Consider the following 18,739-nt stretch of genomic DNA (forward strand, 5'->3'; position numbering starts at 1 on the left):
TCTGGCGGTACGACAGGTGGCGTAGCGGGTAGCGGGCGCAAGGTATTTCGACGGCGGTTCACTGGGGGTCGACATGGGGGAGCTTCGCGGTACGCACGTACCGGTGCTGCTCGAGCGGTGTCTCGAGCTGCTCGCCCCCGCGCTGACCCGCGGCGACCGGCAGACGGTCCACGTGGACGCGACCCTGGGGCTGGGCGGGCACGCCGAGGCGGTGCTCGCCGCGAACCCGGGAACCGTCCTCATCGGACTGGATCGGGACACCGAGGCGCTGGCGCACGCGCGGGCCCGGCTCGCGCCGTACGCCGATCGGGTCCACCTCGTGCACGCGGTCTACGACGAGCTGCCCGAGGTGCTCGACCGGCTCGGCCATCCGCTGATCGATGGGATTCTGTTCGATCTCGGTGTCTCGTCGCTCCAGCTCGACGCGCCCGATCGCGGGTTCGCGTACGCGCAGGACGCGCCGCTGGACATGCGGATGGACCAGACGCGGGGCGTGACCGCCGAGGAGATCGTCAACAGCTACTCGGCCGGGGAGCTGGCCCGGGTGCTGCGGGTGTACGGCGAGGAGAAGTTCGCCGGCCGCATCGCCGGGGCGATCGTGCGGGAGCGCGAGCGGGGCCGGCTCACGTCGTCGGCGCGACTGGCGGAGCTGGTCAGGGAGTCGATTCCGGCACCCGCACGGCGAACCGGCGGTCACCCGGCAAAGAGAACGTTTCAGGCTTTACGGATCGAGGTAAACCGCGAACTGGCGGCGCTGGAGGCAGCGCTGCCGGCCGCGCTCGACGCGCTCGCCCCGGGCGGCCGCATGGTGGTGCTCTCCTACCAGTCGCTGGAGGACCGGCTCACCAAGCAGGCGCTCGCGGCGCGGGCACGCAGCACGGGTCCGCTCGACCTGCCGGTCGAGCTGCCCGGCACGGGTCCGACGCTGCGACTGCTCAGTCGCGGCGCGGAGCTGGCGAGCGAGGCGGAAATTTCCGCGAACCCGCGGGCGGCGTCGGTGCGGCTGCGGGCGGCGGAGCGGATCGAGGAGGGTTCGCCGGGCCGGCGTGACGCCGGGCCGGGCGGATCGTCCAAGGCGACAAGGGGCGGGACCGACCGCGAACGGTTCCGTCGTACCACGGTGCTACACCAGCCGTCCACACAGGACGCGACAGTTCGGCCGGGACGTCGGGGCGACACACCCGGCACGGACGAGGGGGAGGGGACATGAACATCGAGAAGCGCGATCGCCGGCACGACGTCGGCGTTCGCGCCGCGGGGCAGCGCACACCACGGTCGGGGGGCCGGACCGTGGCGCAGCGGGCGACCCGGGGCAGCACGCTGGCGGCGGCGCAGACCGCTCGGGACGCTCGTGCGCGGGGGGCGCGCGAGTACCCGACGCAGGGCAGCGCCGCGCTGCAGCCGCAGGAGTCGTTGCAGGTCTGGGACAGCTCGGCCGAGGAGGCCGGCGCCGCGACGACCGCGCGCAGCGCGTCCGCGCCGCGGCTGAAGGTGGCTCCGCCGCTGCCGGTGGCGGTCCCGCGGGCGCCGTTCGTGGCGCTGGTCCTCGTCGTGGTCGTCGGCGGGGTGCTGGGCATTCTGATGGTCAACACGAAGATCAACGAGAATGCGTTCCGGTTGGGCACGCTCAAGGAGCAGCAGGCCTCGCTGGACATTCGTCAGCAGCAGCTGGAGAACGAGATCGCCCAGCACGAGGCGCCCGGCAACCTGGCGGCCCAGGCGCGCAAGCTCGGGCTGGTCGAGTCGGGCCCGCCGGCCTTCATCCGGCTCCCCGACGGTCGGGTGATCGGCGTGCCGCAGCCCGCCACCGGCCGGCCGTCCGCCGCCAGCCAGCCGGACGCCGGGCGGTAGCCGGTGACGCCGCGCTCCACCGAACCGCGCCGGGACGGCTCCACGTCCCGGCGCGGTTCGTCACGTGCGACCGGCGAGGACGCCGGCCGGTCCACGGGCCTCGGCGGAATCGCCGACGCCCGGGCGTACACGCCGCGCGGCCGCACCGTCCGGGAGGCCGCCGAGCTGCGCCGCAATCCCCGGCCGGCCCGCGACACCGACCCGTTCCGCCCCGCCCTGCACGTGCTGGACGGCGGCGAACCGGCGCCGTCGCGCTCCGGCCGCCGCGACCCGCGGCAGCGCGCGGCCCAGCCGGCGCGCCCGCCCGCCGACGAACCGCGCGTGTCGGGCCGCCCCGGCCGCAGCCGCGACAACGCGGCGTCGGTCCTGCCGCCGCGCCGACGCCCCGACGACGCCCGCCCGACCGCCGCGTCCCGCGGCAGGGGCCCGGCGCCGGCCGGGCGCAAACCACCGCGTCCGCCGCGCGGGCCGCGAACGCCGCGCCCGCCCCGGCTGGCCGACCCGCGCCGCCGGCTGCGGTTGGCCACCCTGCTGACCCTCGCGCTGTTCGCCGTCATCGGGATCCGGCTCATCGCGCTGCAGCTGGTCACCACCCCGGCGTACGCCGACGGGGGCCTGCAGGACCGGCTCAGCCCGCCCGTCGTGCTGCCCGCGGCGCGCGGCTCCATCTACGACCGCAACGAGGCGGTTCTGGCGCACAGCGTGGAGGCGCGGTACGTCTATGCCGACCCCGAGAGCGTCAAGGACCCGGGCCGCGCCGCCACGCTGCTCTCGCCGCTGCTCGGCATCCCGCGGTCGGACCTGATCAAGCGCCTCGTGAAGCAGAAGCGGCCGGACGGCCGCTGGTCGCAGTTCGAGTTCCTGGCGCGCGGTGTCGACATCGACGTGGCCCACAAGATCCTGGAGCTGGAGCTTCCCGGTATCGGCATCGACCGCGACGAGCGGCGCGAGGCCCCGGGTCACGACCTGGCCGCGAACCTCATCGGCTTCGTTGGCCAGGACATGAACGGCCTGGAGGGGCTCGAGGCGCGCTACGACGACGTGCTGCGCGGGATCAACGGTGAGAAGGTGTTCGAGATCGGCCAGGGCGACCTGGCGACCGAGATCCCCGGTGGCTACAGCAGGGTCACCGAGCCGAAGCCCGGAAGCTCCCTCGTGCTGACCATCGACCGGGACCTGCAGTACGAGGTGCAGCGGATCCTGTCCCAGGCGATGAAGCAGCGTAAGGCCAAGACCGCCGCAGCGATCGTGCTCGACCCCCGCAGCGGTGAGGTGCTGGCGCAGGCGAGCTACCCCACCTACGACGCCGCTGACCCCCTCAAGTTCGACCCGGTCGACCGGGAGGACGCGGCGACCAGCTACGTCGTCGACCCCGGTTCGGTGCACAAGGCGTTGATCTTCGCCGCCGCGCTGGAGGAGGGGCTGATCAAGCCGGACTCGACGGTCACGATCGGGCCGGCGATCCGCAAGGGCGACACAGTCTTCGCCGACACCCACCACGTGGATCCCGGCACCCGGATGACGCTGCCCGGGCTGATGGCGTACTCGTCCAACGTCGGCACGATCAAGATCGGCGCCCTGCTCGGTCCGCAGCGGATTTACGACTACCAGCGCCGGTTCGGCCTGGGCGAGCGGACCGGGGTCGGGGTGCTGGGCGAGGCCTCGGGACGGTTGCTGCCGCCGAAGGAGTGGAGCGGGTCGGCGTACGGGTCGGTGCCGATCGGCCACAGCGTCGACGTCACCCCGCTGCAGATGGCCGCGGCCTTCGGGGCGATCGCCAACGACGGAGTGTGGGTGCAGCCGCACCTGATCAAGGAGATCGTCGACCACAACGGCAGGAGCAGCTCGACGCCGGCGCCGAAGACCCGGCAGGTGATCAGCGCGAGCAGCGCGGCGGCGACGCGGACGATCATGGAGGCGGTGACGACCGTCCCGAACGCGACCGGGCTGTCGGCGGCGATCGAGGGCTACCGGATCGCCGGCAAGACCGGCACCGGCAAGCGGATCGTCAACGGGCGGTACACCTCGGAGGAGGTCGCGTCGTTCATCGGTATGGCGCCGGCGGACAACCCGCGGTACGTGATCGCGGTCTTCGCGCACACCCCTAACGGCACGGGCGGGGCGGTCGCCGCGCCGGCGTTCCGGGAGATGATGGCGTACACGCTGCGTCACTACCGGGTGCCGCCGTCGGGCAGCAAGGCGCCCGCGTTCGTGGTGCATCGATAGGCACCGCCGGGCGGGGACGGGGGAACGGCCCGTGAAAGGAAGACGACCGGGGCGGGCCGTGCCATGCGCGCGGCGTGACGGGGTAGGGTCTGACGCCGTGCCCGGCAATCCGCGTCCCCGCACCGCGTCCCCGATCCGGCTCACCGACATCGCCGGTCTGCTGGCGGTCGATCCGGCCCCCGACACCGCGTCCGTGCAGGTCACAGGGGTGACCCACGCCAGCGGCGAGGTGCGCCCCGGTGATCTCTACGCGGCGCTTCCCGGCGCCCGGCGGCACGGCGCCGCGTTCGTCGCCGACGCCGCCGCCGCGGGCGCCGTCGCCGTGCTCACCGACCCGGCGGGCGCGGCGGCCGCCGGCGAGGCCGGGCTGCCGGCGCTGGTCGTGCCGGACCCGCGGGCGGTGCTCGGCGCGGTCGCGTCGGCCGTCTACGGCGACCCCACCCGGGACCTGATCGTCATCGGCATCACCGGTACCGCCGGCAAGACCTCCACCGCCTACCTCGTCGAGTCCGGGCTGCGGGCCGCCGGACACGTCACCGGGCTGATCGGGACGGTCGAGACCCGCCTCGGCGACGTGGTCCTCGACAGCGTCCGGACCACCCCCGAGGCGACCGACCTGCACGCGATGCTCGCCGCGGCCCGCGAGCGCGGCGTCACCGCCGTCGTCATGGAGGTCTCCAGCCACGCGCTGGCGATGGGGCGGGTCGGCGGGGTCCGGTTCGCGGTCGGCGGGTTCACCAATTTCGGCCAGGACCACCTGGACTTCCACGCCGACGCGGCCGAGTACTTCGCGGCGAAGGCCAAGCTCTTCGACGGGCGCTGCGCCGTGGAGGTGCTCAACGCCGACGACCCGGCGCTCACCCCGCTGCGCAAGGCCGCCACGGTGACGTACTCCGCCGCCGGAGACCCGGACGCGACCTGGCGGGCCGCCGACGCGACCGGGACGGGCTACGCGCAGCGGTTCACCGCGATCGGGCCCGCCGGGGTGGCCGTCGAGGCCGGGGTCGCGCTGCCGGGGCGGCACAACATCGCCAACGCGCTCCTGGCGATCACGGCGCTGGTCGCGGTCGGCGTCGACCCCGCGACCGCGGCCGCCGGCGTCGCCGCCTGCGCCGGGGTGCCCGGCCGGCTGCAGCGGATCGATGCGCCGGGCCCGGTGCTCGGCGTGGTCGACTACGCGCACAAGCCCGACGCGATCGTGGCCGCGCTCGCCGCGCTGCGGGAGCTGACCGCGGCCCGCGGGGGGCGGTTGATCTGCGTGATCGGTGCGGGCGGCGACCGCGACCGCGGCAAGCGGCCGATCATGGGGGCCGGCGCCGCGCGCGGCGCGGACGTTGTGGTGATCACCGATGACAACCCGCGCACCGAGGACCCGGCGCTGATCCGGGCCGAGGTGCGGCGCGGCGCCGAAGAGGCGGGAACGGGGGCACGGATCGTGGAGGTCGCCGGACGGCGGGCCGCGATCGACGAGGCGGTCCGGATGGCCGGCCCCGCCGACGTCGTCGCGCTGCTCGGCAAGGGGCACGAACGGGGGCAGGAGATCGCCGGGGAGCTGACTCCGTTCGACGACCGGGTCGAGTTGGCCGCCGCGCTCGCCGCCCGCTTCGATGACCTGGTGGGACAGCGATGATCCCGCTGACGCTGGCCGAGATCGCCGCCGCCGTCGACGGGCGGCTCGTCGCCGCCGACCCGGACGCCCGGGTGACCGGCGCCGTCGAGTTCGACTCCCGCAAGGTAGGCCCCGGCGGGCTGTTCGTCGCCTTCCCGGGAGAGAAGGTCGACGGCCACGACTACGCCGCGGGGGCGGTCGCGGACGGCGCGGTGGCCGCGCTGGGCACCCGCGAGGTGCCCGGCGTGCCCATGGTGCTCGTCGCCGACGCGCTCGCGGCGATGGCGAAGCTCGCCCGCGCGGTGCTGGACCGGCTGCCGGGACTGACCGTGATCGGGCTGACCGGCTCGTCCGGCAAGACCACCACCAAGGACCTGATCGCGCAGCTCGCCGCCCGGCTCGGACCGACGGTCGCCCCCGCCGGCTCGTTCAACAACGAGCTCGGGCACCCGTACACGGTGCTGCAGGCCACCGCGGAGACCCGGTTCCTGGTGCTGGAGATGGGGGCGCGGGGGCCGGGACACATCCGTTACCTGTGCCAGGTGGCGCCGCCGCGCATCGGCGTCGTGCTCAACGTCGGCGTCGCGCACATCGGCGAGTTCGGCTCGGTCGAGGGGATCGCGGTGGCCAAGGGCGAGCTGGTCGAGGCGCTGCCGGCCGACGGCGTCGCGGTGCTCAACGCCGACGACCCGCGGGTACGCGGGATGGCCGGGCGCACCGCCGCCGGCGTGGTGCTCGTCGGCGAGGCCGACGACGCGCAGGTGCGCGCGGCGGACGTGACGCTCGACGAGCGGGGCCGCGCGGCGTACACGCTGGTGGTCGCCCGGGAGCGGACCGCGGGCGCGGAAAGTGGGCCGGCGAGCCCCGCGGTCGCCGGCGAAGAGGAGAGAGCCGCCGTACGGCTCGGGGTGTCCGGGCGGCACCAGGTCGGCAACACCCTCGCCGCGGCCTCGGTCGCGCTGCGGCTCGGGATGCCGCTGCCGGAGCTGGCGACCGCGCTCGGTGAGCTGCGGCTGGTGTCGAGCCGGCGGATGGACGTCTTCGACCGTGCCGACGGCGTCACGGTCATCGACGACTCGTACAACGCCAACCCCGCCTCCACCGCGGCCGCGCTGCGCGCGCTGGTCGCGATGGGGCAGGGCCGCCGCACGCTGGCGGTGCTCGGCTACCAGGCCGAGCTCGGCGAGTTCGAGCGGGAAGGGCACGAAGAGGTCGGGCGGCTCGCCGCCCAGCTCGGCGTCGACCGGCTCATCGTGGTCGGCGAGCCCGCCGCCCCGATCCACGACGGCGCGCGGGCGGAACGGACATGGGGAGGAGAATCGGTGCTGGTGACCGATCAGGAGGCGGCGATCGACGCGCTGCGCGGCGAGCTCCGCGCCGGTGACGTCGTCCTGGTGAAGGGCTCGCGGTACCGCACCTGGGACGTCGCGGACGCGCTGCGCGCCGACGCGGAGGGCATCGCGTGAGGGCGGTCATCGTTGCCGCGGCGGTGGCCTTCATCGTCTCGCTGTTCCTCACCCCGGTCGGCATCCGGGTCTTCACCGCGTTGAAGGCCGGCCAGCCGATCCGGGCCGTCGGGCCCGCGACCCACCAGGGCAAGAAGGGCACGCCGACGATGGGCGGCGTGGTGTTCATCATCGCCACCGTCATCGCGTACGTGGCCGGGCACCTCGCGCTGACCACGCTCCCCGAGGCGCAGATCGCGCAGATCGGGCCGACGATCACCGCGCTGGTGCTGCTCGGCCTGATGGTCTTCGCCGGCGCGGTCGGCTTCATCGACGACTTCCTCAAGGTCCGCAAGCGCAACAGCCTGGGGCTGAGCGCCCGCGGCAAGCTCGTCGGGCAGATGCTGGTCGGCGCCCTCTTCGGGGTGGTGGCGCTCTACTTCCCGAGCACCAACGGCCAGACCGTCGGCAGCACGACCATCTCGTTCATCCGGGACATCTCCTGGCTCGACGTCGGCAAGGTCGCCTCCGTGATCATCTTCATCGCGGTGGTGATGGCCACGACGAACGCCGTGAACCTCACCGACGGGCTGGACGGGCTCGCCACCGGGGCCTCCGTCATGGTGCTCGCCGCGTACGGCCTGATCGCGTTCTGGCAGTACCGCCACTGGTGCGGTGACCTCAACTACAGCCGGGGCGGCGCCTACTGCTACTCCGTGCGGGACCCGCTGGAGATCGCCCTGATCGCCGGCGCCGCCGCCGGGGCCTGCGTCGGCTTCCTCTGGTGGAACACCTCGCCCGCGAGGATCTTCATGGGGGACACCGGGGCGCTGGGGCTCGGCGGTCTGATCGGCGGCATGGCCATGTCGACCCGCACGATGCTGCTGCTGCCGATCATCGGCGGTCTCTTCGTCATCATCACGATGTCGGTGGTCATCCAGATCATCTCGTTCAAGACCACCGGCAAGCGGGTCTTCCGGATGTCGCCACTGCAGCACCACTTCGAGTTGGCCGGCTGGAGCGAGGTCAACATCGTCGTGCGCTTCTGGATCATCGCCGGCATCGGCGTCGCGATCGGCCTCGGCCTCTTCTACAGCGAGTTCCTCACCGCCGTCGGTTAGCCGCCCCACCACAACTGCAAGATCGGCGGGGACACGCCGGGGGTGCTGCGCGGGTGGGGTCCCGGGAGCGTCGATGATGGGAGGGTGGCCGAGGGCGGGGTCGACGGGGTGACGGCGGCGGAGCGTGCCGGGGGGACGGAGCGTGCCGCGGGGTCTGAGCGTGCCGTGGGGGCGGACGGCGGGCGTACCCCGGCCGGCGCGGACCGCGCGGCCCCTGATCGGGGCGCCGATCGCGGCGGCGCGGCGACGACGTCCGCGGCGGTGGCGCGGGGGTTCGACGTCACCGGTGGGCTCGCGGCGCTGCGCGGCCTGCTGGCGCGCCCGCTGGCCTCGTACTATCTGCTGATCTCCAGCGCCGGTCTGCTGCTGCTGATCGGGCTGACGATGGTCTTCTCCGCCAGCAGCGTCCAGGCCTACGTCAACGACGGCAGCGTCTTCGCGCAGCTGAGCAAGCAGGCGGTGTACGCGGTCATCGGGCTGGTCGTGTTCTGGGTGTGCCAGCGGCTGCCGCTGCGCACCTACCGCGCGATCGCCCGTCCGCTGCTGTGGCTGGCGGTCGGGCTGCTGGTGGTGCTCGGGCTGTTCACCGTGGCCGCCTCGATGTTGAAGACCGACCACGTGCAGGTCGGCCCGCTCGGCGGCGGTCTGCTGTCGCTGACGTTCGGCCCGATCGGCCTGCAGCCCGGCGAGGTCGCCAAGCTCGCCCTGGTGATCTGGGGCGCCGACGTGCTGGCCCGCAAGGGGGATTCGCTGGGCTGGTGGCGCGAGCTGTCGATGCCGCTGTTCCCGGTGGTCTTCCTGTTCTTCCTGCTGGTCGGCTACAACGACCTCGGCACCATGCTCTGCCTGCTCGCGCTGCTGGTCGGGCTGCTCTGGGCCGCCGGGGTGCGGCTGCAGGTCTTCGGCACGCTGTCGGCGGTCGGCCTGGTCGGCATCGGCCTGCTGATCGCCGCCGCGTCGCTGGGCGCGGGATCCGGGTCCACCGAGGACGAGAACTACCGGCTCGCCCGGCTCACCTCGTTCCTCACCCCCGGCGAGGACTGCGAGGCGGCCGGCTGCTACCAGGCGCTGCAGGCGCGGTACGCGATCGGCAACGGCGGGTGGTTCGGCGTCGGCCTGGGCACGAGCCGGCTGAAGTGGGGCTACGTGCCGGAGGCGCACAACGACTTCATCTTCGCGATCCTCGCCGAGGAGCTCGGGGTGGTCGGCTGCGCCGTGGTGCTCGCGCTCTTCGCCGTGCTGGCCTACACCGGGCTGCGGATCGCCCGCCGGGTCGACGACCCCTTCCGCCGGCTCGCCGCCGCCGGGGTGACCGCGTGGCTGGTCGGCCAGGCCGCGATCAACATCGGCGGCGTGGTCGGACTCCTCCCGATCACCGGTCTGCCGCTGCCGTTCATCTCCGACGGCGGAAGCGCCCTGGTGGTGACGATGGCGGCGGTCGGCATGCTCGCCTCCTTCGCCCGCGCCGAGCCCGATGCGGCCCGCGCCCTACACGCGCGTCCCCCGGCCCGGTGGGTCCGACTACTCTGGGCCCCGTTGCCGCCGCATCCCGACAACCGTCGGCGCGAGGAGCCCGCCGCCGCGCCGGCGCGCGGAGCCGAGCGCGGGTCGGCGAAGCGGCGCGACTGACGGCGGCGTCCTCACCGGCGCCGTCCACCCCGGGCGCCCGCGCCCGCGTGCCGCGACGGCAGAGAGCGAGAGGAGACGCTGATGGGTCCGCTACGGTCGGTCGTGCTGGCAGGAGGTGGCACGGGCGGACACGTCTACCCGTTGCTGGCCTTCGCGGACTGCCTGCGCCGACACGATCCGGGCGTACGGATCACCTGCGTCGGGACCGCGAAGGGGCTGGAGGCGGAGCTGATCCCGCCGCGCGGCTACGACCTGCGGCAGATCCCGGCGCACCAGCTGCCCCGATCGGTCAACATGAACCTGATGCGCACCCCGGACCGGATGTGGAAGGCGGCGCGCGCGGCGGGCAAGGTGATCGACGAGGTCCGCGCCGACGTGGTCGTCGGCTTCGGCGGGTACGTCTCCGTGCCGGCCTACCTGGCCGCCTGGCGCCGCGAGCTGCCGATCGTCATCCACGAGGTCAACGTGCCGCCCGGCGTTGCCAATCGGCTGGGGATGAAGTTCACCAAGCATGTGGCGGTCGGTTTTCCGCACCAGCCCGGTCAGGCGGAGTCGCTGCGCGACGCGCGCGTCGTCGGTGTGCCGCTGCGGCAGTCGATCGCCCACCTCGACCGCGCGGCGCTGCGCGCCCAGGCCCGGACCTACTTCGGCCTGCACCCCGACCTGCCGACCGTCTTCGTCTCCGGCGGCTCCCAGGGGGCCCGCTCGATCAACCTCGCGGTCGCCGGGGCGGCGAAGGAGCTGGCCCGCGCCGGCGTGCAGGTGCTGCACGTGATCGGTGCCCGCAACGAGCCCGTCTCGGTCCCCAGCGATCTGCCGGTGCCGTACGTCACGCTGCCGTACCTATCGGAGATGGAGCTCGGGTACGCCGCGGCGGACGTGATGCTCTGCCGCGGCGGCGCGATGACCTGCGCCGAGGTCGCCGCGGTCGGGCTGCCCGCGGTCTACGTGCCGTACCCGCACAGCAACCAGGAGCAGAAGCGCAACGCGTTGCCCGTGGTGGAGGCCGGTGGCGGGCTGCTCATCGAGGACGCCGAGATCTCGCCGGGCTGGATCGAGCAGCACCTGATCCCGCTGGTGCGCGATCCGCAGCGGCTCGGCGCGATGGCGGGCGCCGCGGCGGCGTACGGGCGGCGTGACGGCGACGAGGCACTGTTGGACTTCGTGTACGAGGCGGTGTCGCGATGACGCGGCCCGGCCAGGAAAGTGCCGCACGGGCGCCCCGGGCGTGCCGGGCGGCGGGCAACGGAAAGGTGATCCTGTGAACACCGCGGAGTTCGCGCCGGTCGGGACGGTGTCCGCCGAGGAGCTGGGCACGGTCCACCTGATCGGCGTCGGTGGCGTCGGCATGAGCGGGCTCGCCCGGCTGCTGTTGACCCGGGGCATCCCGGTCTCCGGCAGCGAGCTGCGGGAATGGCCGGCGTTGGCCGGGCTGCGGGCGCTCGGCGGCACCATCCACATGAGCCACGAACCGTCCAACCTGGACGGCGTGGACACGGTCGTCTACTCCACCGCGATCCCGGCCGACCACGTCGAGCTGGCCGAGGCCCGCCGCCGTGGCCTGCGGGTGCTGCACCGCTCCGAGGCGCTCGCCGCCGCCATGACCGGGCGGCAGACCATCGCGGTGGCCGGCACCCATGGCAAGACCACGACGACGTCCATGGCCACGCTCATCCTGCAGCAGGCCGGGCAGGACCCGTCCTTCGTGATCGGCGGGGAGATCTCCGAGGTGGGCTCGAACGCCCACCACGGCAGCGGCGAGTTCTTCGTCGCCGAGGCCGACGAGAGCGACCGGTCCTTCCTGCTCTACCGGCCGCACGTGTCGATCATCACGAACATCGACGCCGACCACCTCAACACGTACGGCGACCTCGCCGGGCTGTCGGCGGCGTTCGCCGAGTTCGCCCGGCTCACCGACCCGGACGGTTTCGTGGTCACCTGCGCCGACAACCCGGGCACCCGTGCGATGGCCGAGACGCTGCGCGCCGAGGGGCGCACCGTCTACACGTACGGGACGGCGCACGACGCCGACCTGCGGATGTCGGAGGTCGTCTCCTCCGGGCACGGCGTGCGCTACCTGGCCGAGCTGGACGGCGAGTCGCTGGGGGAGATCTTCCTGCCGTTGCCCGGACGTCACCTCGGGCTCAACAGCGCGGCCGCCGTGCTCGCCGCCCTCAAGCTGGGCCTGCCGCTGCAGGCCGCGGTGACCGCGCTCGCCTCGTTCCCCGGGGTGCGGCGGCGGTTCGAGCGCAAGGGGACGGTCGCCGGCATCCAGGTCTACGACGAGTACGCCTACCACCCCACCTCGATGACCGCGGCGTTGCAGACGCTGCGGGAGGTCGCCGGCGACGGGCGGCTGATCGTGGTGTTCCAGCCGTACCGGGTCTACCGGACCCGCGACCTGGAGGCGGAGCTCGCCGCGGCGCTCGCCATCGCCGACGAGGTGGTGATCCTGGAGGTCTTCGGGCCGGGGGAGATGCGGCAGCCGGGAGAGGGTGGGGTCGCGCTGACCGCGGCGGTCCCGCTGCCGGCGGACCGCAAGATCTTCGTGCCGTCCTGGGAGGACGTGCCCGGCGAGGTCGTCCGCCGGGCGCGCGAGGGAGACGTGGTCGTGACGATGGGCGCGCCGCCGATCTCGCTGATGGGCGACGAGCTGCTGGCCGCGCTCGCCGACGGGGCGGTGGGGGCGGAGACGACGCGTCCGGGCGCGGCGACGCTGGATGCCGGATGACGCCTGCCCGGGTCGGACCCGGCGGACCCGGTGGCCGCGCGTCGGCGTCGGGGACGACGGGTCCGACGGGTCGCGGTGGCCGCGGCGGCTCGGAGGCGCACGGCGCCCGTCGCTGGCGGCTGGTACGCGCCGGCACCGACGCCGTGCCGCCCTCGGTGCGGCGGTTCATGCGTCGTGCCCGGCAGCGGCGGCTGCGGGCCGCGATGCCGTGGGCGGTCGTCGGCGGGGTGCTGGCGTTCGCCGGGCTGGTCGCCTGGATCGTCTTCGGCACCGCCGTCTTCGGGGTTCGCGAGGTGCGGGTGACCGGAGGCCAGATCCTGACCGCGGTCGAGGTGCGCAACGCGGCCGCGGTGCCCGACGGTGTGTCGCTGGCGCGGGTCGACGTCGCCGCCGTGCGTGAGCGCGTCGCGGCGCTGGCGCCGGTGGAGCGGGTCACCGTGGTACGCGACTGGCCGCGCACCGTGCTGGTGCAGGTGGTGGAACGCACCCCCGTGGCGGTGGTGCCGCAGCGGCAGGGCTTCGTCGTGGTCGACGCCGCGGGCGTGCCGTTCCGGACGCTGGCGGAGCGGCCGGCCGAGCTGCCGTTGGCGCGGGTGGTCGCGCCGGGCCGCGACGATCCGGCGACGCGTGCGGCGCTGCAGGTGCTCGGCGCGCTGACGCCGGAGCTGCGGAGCCAGCTGCAGGAGGTGGCGGTGGCCGGGCCGGCGCGGATCACGGTGAAGTTGCGGGGCGGCCGCACGATCGTCTGGGGCGATGCCTCGGACAACGAGACCAAGGCGCGGGTGGCCGGCGCGCTGTTGTCCCGCGAGGGCAGGACGATCGACGTGAGCGCGCCGGACGTGGTCACGGTCCGCTGACCGGGGGAATCCGTGCGCCGCGGCCCGGCGGTCGGATCCGGCGTGTCGCGCGGTCGTCCGGGGCCGCCAGTGGGCAGTGAGTTGCCGACACGCCGCGTCGGTTCTTGGATCGCGCGGACGGTCCGCTTACGTTGCCCCCGAGGCTTTCAGAGGTTGACATAACTCTAAGCCTCTAGTAGAGGGTGAGGGTTACCCCTTCGTCCTCTCGTACCGAGCGGTTGTCGATCGCGGTCAGGCCGGGTCGCACGGGTCGACAACCGCCGAACTCGGAAGGGAAGGCAACCGGTGACACCTCCGCACAACTACCTGGCGGTCATCAAGGTCGTCGGCATCGGTGGCGGCGGAGTCAACGCCGTCAATCGCATGATCGAGGTCGGCCTGAAGGGCGTCGAGTTCATCGCGATCAACACCGACGCGCAGGCGCTGCTGATGAGCGACGCCGACGTCAAGCTCGACGTGGGCCGTGAACTGACTCGCGGGCTCGGCGCCGGGGCCAACCCGGACGTCGGCAAGAGCGCGGCGGAGGATCACCGCGACGAGATCGAAGAGGTCCTCAAGGGCGCCGACATGGTCTTCGTGACCTGTGGCGAGGGCGGCGGCACGGGCACCGGTGGCGCCCCGGTGGTCGCCAACATCGCCCGCAAGCTCGGCGCGCTGACCATCGGCGTCGTGACCCGGCCCTTCTCCTTCGAGGGCAAGCGCCGGCAGGTGCAGGCCGAGTCCGGGATCGACGAGCTGCGCAACCAGTGCGACACGCTGATCGTGATCCCCAACGACCGGCTGCTGGCCCTCGGTGACCGCGGCATCAGCATGATGGACGCCTTCCGGCAGGCCGACCAGGTCCTCCTCTCCGGTGTCCAGGGCATCACCGACCTGATCACGACGCCGGGTCTGATCAACCTGGACTTCGCGGACGTCAAGAGCGTGATGAGCGGCGCCGGCAGCGCGCTGATGGGCATCGGTAGCGCCCGTGGCGACAACCGCGCGGTCGAGGCCGCCGAGGCGGCGATCTCCAGCCCGCTGCTCGAGCAGAGCATGGACGGCGCGCGCGGCGTGCTGCTCTCCATCGCCGGCGGCTCCGACCTCGGCCTGTTCGAGATCAACGACGCGGCGCAGCTGGTCACCGACGCGGCGCACCCGGACGCCAACATCATCTTCGGTGCGGTCATCGACGACGCGCTCGGCGACGAGGTGCGGGTGACGGTCATCGCGGCGGGCTTCGACGGTGGGGCGCCGGCGTACAAGCCGGCCGAGCCCGCCCGCAAGGTCGCGCCGCCGCCGGCCCCCCAGCAGCCGGCCGTGCCCGCGACCCCGTCGACGCCCACGACGCCCCCGGCGACCAGCAACCAGCCGCGCCGTGTTCTCTTCGACGACGTCGACGTGCCGGACTTCCTGAAGAACGGCTCCTGAGCGTCGCGGAGATGATCGGGGCATCGACGGATCCGTCGGAACGGCGACGCGCGGAGCTGGCGGACAATCTGGCCGGCGTGCGCGCCCGCGTCGCCGACGCGTGTGCGGCGGCCGGCCGCGATCCCGCGTCGGTGGCGCTGATCGCGGTGACCAAGACGTACCCGGCGAGCGACGTCGCGTTGCTCGCCGGGCTCGGCGTGACCGACGTGGGGGAGAACCGCGACCAGGAGGCGGCCGCCAAGGCGGCCGCGGTCGCGGCGGCCGGGGCGACGGTGCGGTGGCACTTCGTCGGCCAGCTCCAGCGCAACAAGTCCCGGTCGGTGGTCGGCTACGCCGACGTGGTCCAGTCGGTCGACAGCGTGCGGCTCGCGGCCGCGCTCGCCGAGGCGGCGCGGCGGCACCGACCGGCGTCGCGGCCGCCGTTGGACGTGCTGGTGCAGGTGAGCATCGACGGAGACCCGGCGCGCGGCGGGGCCCTGCCGGACGCCGCCGACCCCGACCGTGGCCTGTGGCCGGTGGCCGAGGCGGTGGCCGGGACCGACGCGTTGCGGCTGGCCGGGCTCATGGCGGTCGCGCCGCTGGGGTGGCCGCCGGAGTCGGCCTTCGACCGGCTGGCGGCGATCGCGGCGCGGGTGCGCGCCGATTTCCCCGGCGCCACGCTGCTCTCCGCGGGCATGAGCGCCGATCTCGAGGCGGCGATCGCGCACGGCGCGACACATGTGCGCGTCGGCAGCGCATTGCTCGGAATGCGTAGCACGCTGCGGTAGCCTGACGGCCGGGACACCAAACTACATCCGTGTTGTTTGAGGCGGCGCTTCCCTGGTCGGGGGTCACGGTTCCGGTCGTTTGGCGGCCGGGCCGGGGGGAGAAGTCTTCAGGCCGGTGGGCATTGCGGTGTTCACGCGCGTGACAGTGGCACGGCACGGGGGGCGTGCCGCACGGCGGACGGAGGGGCGCGGCGATGGGTGCACTGCGCAAGGCGGGGGTCTGGCTCGGCCTCGTCGAGGACGAGGACGACCGGGCGTACGACGACGGTGCGTACGACAAGGGTGGTTACCGTGAGTCGCGGTACCGGGACAGCCGGTACGCGGACGATTTCGGTGACGATGAGGACGAGCCGGATGACGGACCGGTCCTCACCCGGGTCCGCTCGTCGGAGCGGCTGCGCCACTCGGACCGGCTGAGCGGCCGCGCAGCCGACGTGGACCGTGGCGACGCGGAGCCGCCCGAGCGCTCCAGCGTGCGCTCGATCACGCGGCCGAGCGCTCCCGAGCCGTCGTCGGCGCTCACGTACTCCACCCGGGACAACCTCGCGCTCGCGCCGCAGGTGCAGCTGCGCGAGCGCGCCCCCGTGGCCGACGACGAGCAGCGGTACCAGATCACCACGCTGCATCCCACGACCTACCGCGAGGCCCGCACCATCGGCGAGCACTTCCGCGACGGTGTCCCGGTCATCATCAATCTCACCGAGATGGACGAGGCGGACGCCCGCCGACTGGTCGATTTCGCGGCCGGTCTGGCGTTCGGGCTGCGCGGTACGATCGAGCGCGTGACCAACAGGGTGTTCCTGCTCTCACCGGCCAACGTCCAGGTCACCGCCGAGGACAAGGCCAAGATCGCTGAGGGCGGTTTTTTCAGTCTGAGCTAGTCTGAACGAGGGACGCCGTCTGCCGTGTTGTCGATCCTGTTCCAGGTGCTGTACCTGCTGCTCTACGTCTTCTTCCTGGCGCTGTTGGCGCGTTTCGTGCTGGGTGCTGTCCTGCAGTACAGTCGCCGGTGGCAACCCGGCCGGGGGGCTGCCGCAGGAATGGAATCGGTGTGGAGCGTCACTGATCCGCCCCTCAAGGCGTTGAGGCGTGTGATCCCACCACTGCGAATTGGTACCGTGAGCTTCGACCTGGCCTCCCTTGTGCTCCTGGTTATCCTGTTCGTGCTGATGGAGTTCGTGGTGAAGCGGCTGATCAGCTTGTTCTGACCAGCGCGCTACGCGGCCGCAACTGACCCGAGGAGTTTCGATGCCGCTTACCCCGGCCGACGTCCACAACGTCGCCTTCAAAAAGCCTCCGATCGGCAAGCGGGGGTATGACGAGGAGGAGGTCGACGCCTTCCTGGACGAGGTCGAGCGTGAGCTCGCCCGTCTGATCGAGGAGAACAACGAGCTGCGTGCCCAGGTGGAGCGCGGCGGCCGTGGCGGCGCTCCAGCCGCTCCCGGCGCCGACCCTCGACTGGCCGCCGAGCTCAACGACATGAAGACCCAGCTCGACCGGGCGCAGCGCGACAAGGCGGCGGCGGAGCAGGCGGCCCGTGCGATGCAGGCCGAGCTGGAGCAGGTGCGGTCCCAGGGCGGCGCCGTGGTCGCGGCCGGCGGCGACGGCGAGCAGCAGGCCCTGCGGGTGCTGATGATGGCGCAGCGCACGGCCGACGACCACGTGTCGGACGCCCGGCGCGAGGCGGACAAGCTCCTGTCCGACGCGCGCTCCAAGGCCGAGGAGGTCACGCGTGAGGCGCGGGCCAAGGCCGACGCGCTGGAGCGCGACGCCCGCCAGCGGCACCAGGAGGCGATGGGCGGCCTGGACGCCAAGCGGACGGCGCTGCAGAAGCACATCGAGGAGCTCAAGCAGTTCGAGCGGGAGTACCGGACGCGGCTGAAGGCCTACCTGGAGAGCCAGCTGCGCGACCTCGACGGTCGTGGGCAGGGCCTCGAGGCGGAGATGACCCGGGCCGAGGGCAACCGTGCGGTCTCCGGCTCCGGCGGCCTGGCCACGGCGGGGCTCGCCGGCTCCTACGGCGGCCGCTCCGGCGCGCTCGAAGCCGGCCGCTGACCCCGCGCGGTCACGGAAGACGACAGGAAGCCGATGCGGCGGGGGTGAGCCGTGATTGTCGCGAGTCTGCTGCTCATCCTCGTCGCCGTCACGCTGCTGGTGCTCGGCCTGGCCAGCGGTTCGAGCGCGTTGCTGATCAGCTCGATCGCGGCGAGCCTCTTCGCCGCCGTCGCGCTGGTGGTGGGTGCCCGCCAGGCGGCCGCCGGACGCGCCGGACCGGCGCCGGGCGACGACGAGCCGGACCTGCGTGCCGGCGACGAGGATGACACCGACCGGCGTCATCGGGCGGCCCGGATCGGCGAGCCGGGCGCCCGCCCGACGGCCACGGCGTTCGGCGCGGCCCCGCCGGGGTTCGCCGATCCGGTGGAGCCGCGGTCCGGGCAGGCCGGGGCGTCCGATGTGCTCGTCGACGCGGAGCCCGCGGACGAGCCGCCGCCGCAGCAGGTGAGCCCGGTCGACGCGGCGCGGGTCGCCCGACTGCTCACCGAGGTGCTCGTCGTCGACGCGCGCCCCCGTTACCATCTCGCCGGCTGCGCCCACCTGCGCGACCGGGAGAGCGAGCCGCTGCCGGTGCGTGAGGCGGTCGAGCTGGGGTTCACCCCGTGCGGCCGCTGCGAGCCCGACCACGCGCTTCTCTCCGACGCCCGCCGCGGCTGATCGCGGGCGACCCCCCGTGCCTCGCCCCAGCCGCCGCGGCGTCGATCCCGCGGCTCAGACGCCGGGATCCGACGCGCCGGCCACGGTTGCCGTGCGCGTCAAGCCCGGCGCGTCGCGAACCAGGGTCGGCGGCAGCTACGAGGGGCCGTACGGGTCCGCTCTGATCATCGCGGTGACCGCGCCCGCGGTCGACGGCCGCGCCACCGAGGCCGCCCGTCGCGCGCTCGCCGACGCGCTGGAGCTCCGTCCCGGCGCCGTGGAGCTGCGGGCCGGCGCGGCCAGCCGGGATAAGCTCTTCGGCGTCGCGCCCGCGGGGGCGGCGCTCGACGCCCGACTGCGTCGCCTGCGCGCCGGATCGGCGCGGTGAGGGTCGACGAGCCG

General features: G+C 73.7%; 17 protein-coding genes. All 17 read left to right on the forward strand.

Annotated features, from left to right (window positions below):
- Positions 1-73 precede the first annotated feature (73 nt).
- The 17 genes from rsmH (at position 74) to BLW47_RS15975 (ending at position 18,725) form a co-directional block, all read left to right on the forward strand.
- Positions 74-1,210, forward strand: a complete 1,137-nt coding sequence (gene rsmH, locus BLW47_RS15895; protein ID WP_091557369.1) for a 16S rRNA (cytosine(1402)-N(4))-methyltransferase RsmH — start codon at positions 74-76, stop codon at positions 1,208-1,210.
- The gene (ftsL, locus tag BLW47_RS15900; RefSeq protein WP_091557372.1) at positions 1,207-1,851 is read left to right on the forward strand and encodes a cell division protein FtsL; all 645 of its coding nucleotides are present in this window, start codon (positions 1,207-1,209) and stop codon (positions 1,849-1,851) included. Before rsmH ends, ftsL begins: the two co-directional genes overlap by 4 nt.
- Positions 1,852-1,854: 3 nt before the next feature.
- Positions 1,855-4,077 carry a peptidoglycan D,D-transpeptidase FtsI family protein gene (locus tag BLW47_RS15905; RefSeq protein WP_091557376.1) on the forward strand — a complete coding sequence of 741 codons (2,223 nt, stop codon included), beginning with the start codon at positions 1,855-1,857 and terminating at the stop codon, positions 4,075-4,077.
- A gap of 97 nt (positions 4,078-4,174) precedes the next feature.
- Positions 4,175-5,707 carry a UDP-N-acetylmuramoyl-L-alanyl-D-glutamate--2,6-diaminopimelate ligase gene (locus BLW47_RS15910; protein ID WP_091557380.1) on the forward strand — a complete coding sequence of 511 codons (1,533 nt, stop codon included), beginning with the start codon at positions 4,175-4,177 and terminating at the stop codon, positions 5,705-5,707.
- Positions 5,704-7,152 carry a UDP-N-acetylmuramoyl-tripeptide--D-alanyl-D-alanine ligase gene (locus tag BLW47_RS15915; protein WP_091557384.1) on the forward strand — a complete coding sequence of 483 codons (1,449 nt, stop codon included), beginning with the start codon at positions 5,704-5,706 and terminating at the stop codon, positions 7,150-7,152. The genes BLW47_RS15910 and BLW47_RS15915 overlap by 4 nt, the downstream gene beginning before the upstream one ends.
- Positions 7,149-8,252 (forward strand): phospho-N-acetylmuramoyl-pentapeptide-transferase, encoded by a 1,104-nt coding sequence (gene mraY, locus BLW47_RS15920; protein WP_091557386.1) that lies wholly within the window; start codon positions 7,149-7,151, stop codon positions 8,250-8,252. Before BLW47_RS15915 ends, mraY begins: the two co-directional genes overlap by 4 nt.
- A gap of 261 nt (positions 8,253-8,513) precedes the next feature.
- Positions 8,514-9,881, forward strand: coding sequence for an FtsW/RodA/SpoVE family cell cycle protein (locus tag BLW47_RS15925; RefSeq protein WP_245736703.1), 1,368 nt, complete (start codon positions 8,514-8,516; stop codon positions 9,879-9,881).
- A gap of 81 nt (positions 9,882-9,962) precedes the next feature.
- Entirely contained in the window at positions 9,963-11,069 is a 1,107-nt protein-coding gene (gene murG / locus BLW47_RS15930) for an undecaprenyldiphospho-muramoylpentapeptide beta-N-acetylglucosaminyltransferase (protein WP_091557389.1), read from the forward strand.
- 73 nt (positions 11,070-11,142) lie between these two features.
- Complete coding sequence (murC, locus tag BLW47_RS15935; RefSeq protein WP_091557392.1) at positions 11,143-12,612, forward strand: UDP-N-acetylmuramate--L-alanine ligase; 1,470 nt, start codon at positions 11,143-11,145, stop codon at positions 12,610-12,612.
- Entirely contained in the window at positions 12,609-13,469 is an 861-nt protein-coding gene (locus BLW47_RS15940; protein WP_091557396.1) for a cell division protein FtsQ/DivIB, read from the forward strand. Before murC ends, BLW47_RS15940 begins: the two co-directional genes overlap by 4 nt.
- 285 nt (positions 13,470-13,754) lie before the next feature.
- Positions 13,755-14,879 carry a cell division protein FtsZ gene (gene ftsZ, locus BLW47_RS15945; RefSeq protein WP_091557399.1) on the forward strand — a complete coding sequence of 375 codons (1,125 nt, stop codon included), beginning with the start codon at positions 13,755-13,757 and terminating at the stop codon, positions 14,877-14,879.
- A gap of 11 nt (positions 14,880-14,890) precedes the next feature.
- Positions 14,891-15,646 carry a YggS family pyridoxal phosphate-dependent enzyme gene (locus BLW47_RS15950; protein ID WP_091557403.1) on the forward strand — a complete coding sequence of 252 codons (756 nt, stop codon included), beginning with the start codon at positions 14,891-14,893 and terminating at the stop codon, positions 15,644-15,646.
- A gap of 194 nt (positions 15,647-15,840) precedes the next feature.
- Positions 15,841-16,527 carry a cell division protein SepF gene (locus BLW47_RS15955; protein WP_091557407.1) on the forward strand — a complete coding sequence of 229 codons (687 nt, stop codon included), beginning with the start codon at positions 15,841-15,843 and terminating at the stop codon, positions 16,525-16,527.
- 24 nt (positions 16,528-16,551) lie between these two features.
- On the forward strand, positions 16,552-16,854 hold the full coding sequence (locus tag BLW47_RS15960; protein ID WP_091557410.1) for a YggT family protein: 303 nt from the start codon (positions 16,552-16,554) through the stop codon (positions 16,852-16,854).
- A 40-nt stretch (positions 16,855-16,894) separates the two neighbouring features.
- Positions 16,895-17,701, forward strand: coding sequence for a DivIVA domain-containing protein (locus BLW47_RS15965; RefSeq protein WP_091557415.1), 807 nt, complete (start codon positions 16,895-16,897; stop codon positions 17,699-17,701).
- Between the two features lie 51 nt (positions 17,702-17,752).
- Positions 17,753-18,358, forward strand: a complete 606-nt coding sequence (locus tag BLW47_RS15970; protein ID WP_091557419.1) for a hypothetical protein — start codon at positions 17,753-17,755, stop codon at positions 18,356-18,358.
- A gap of 16 nt (positions 18,359-18,374) precedes the next feature.
- On the forward strand, positions 18,375-18,725 hold the full coding sequence (locus BLW47_RS15975) for a DUF167 domain-containing protein (protein ID WP_091557424.1): 351 nt from the start codon (positions 18,375-18,377) through the stop codon (positions 18,723-18,725).
- Positions 18,726-18,739: the final 14 nt, after the last annotated feature.

This window comes from Micromonospora pattaloongensis (genome assembly GCF_900107255.1).
GTDB lineage: Bacteria > Actinomycetota > Actinomycetes > Mycobacteriales > Micromonosporaceae > Micromonospora_I > Micromonospora_I pattaloongensis.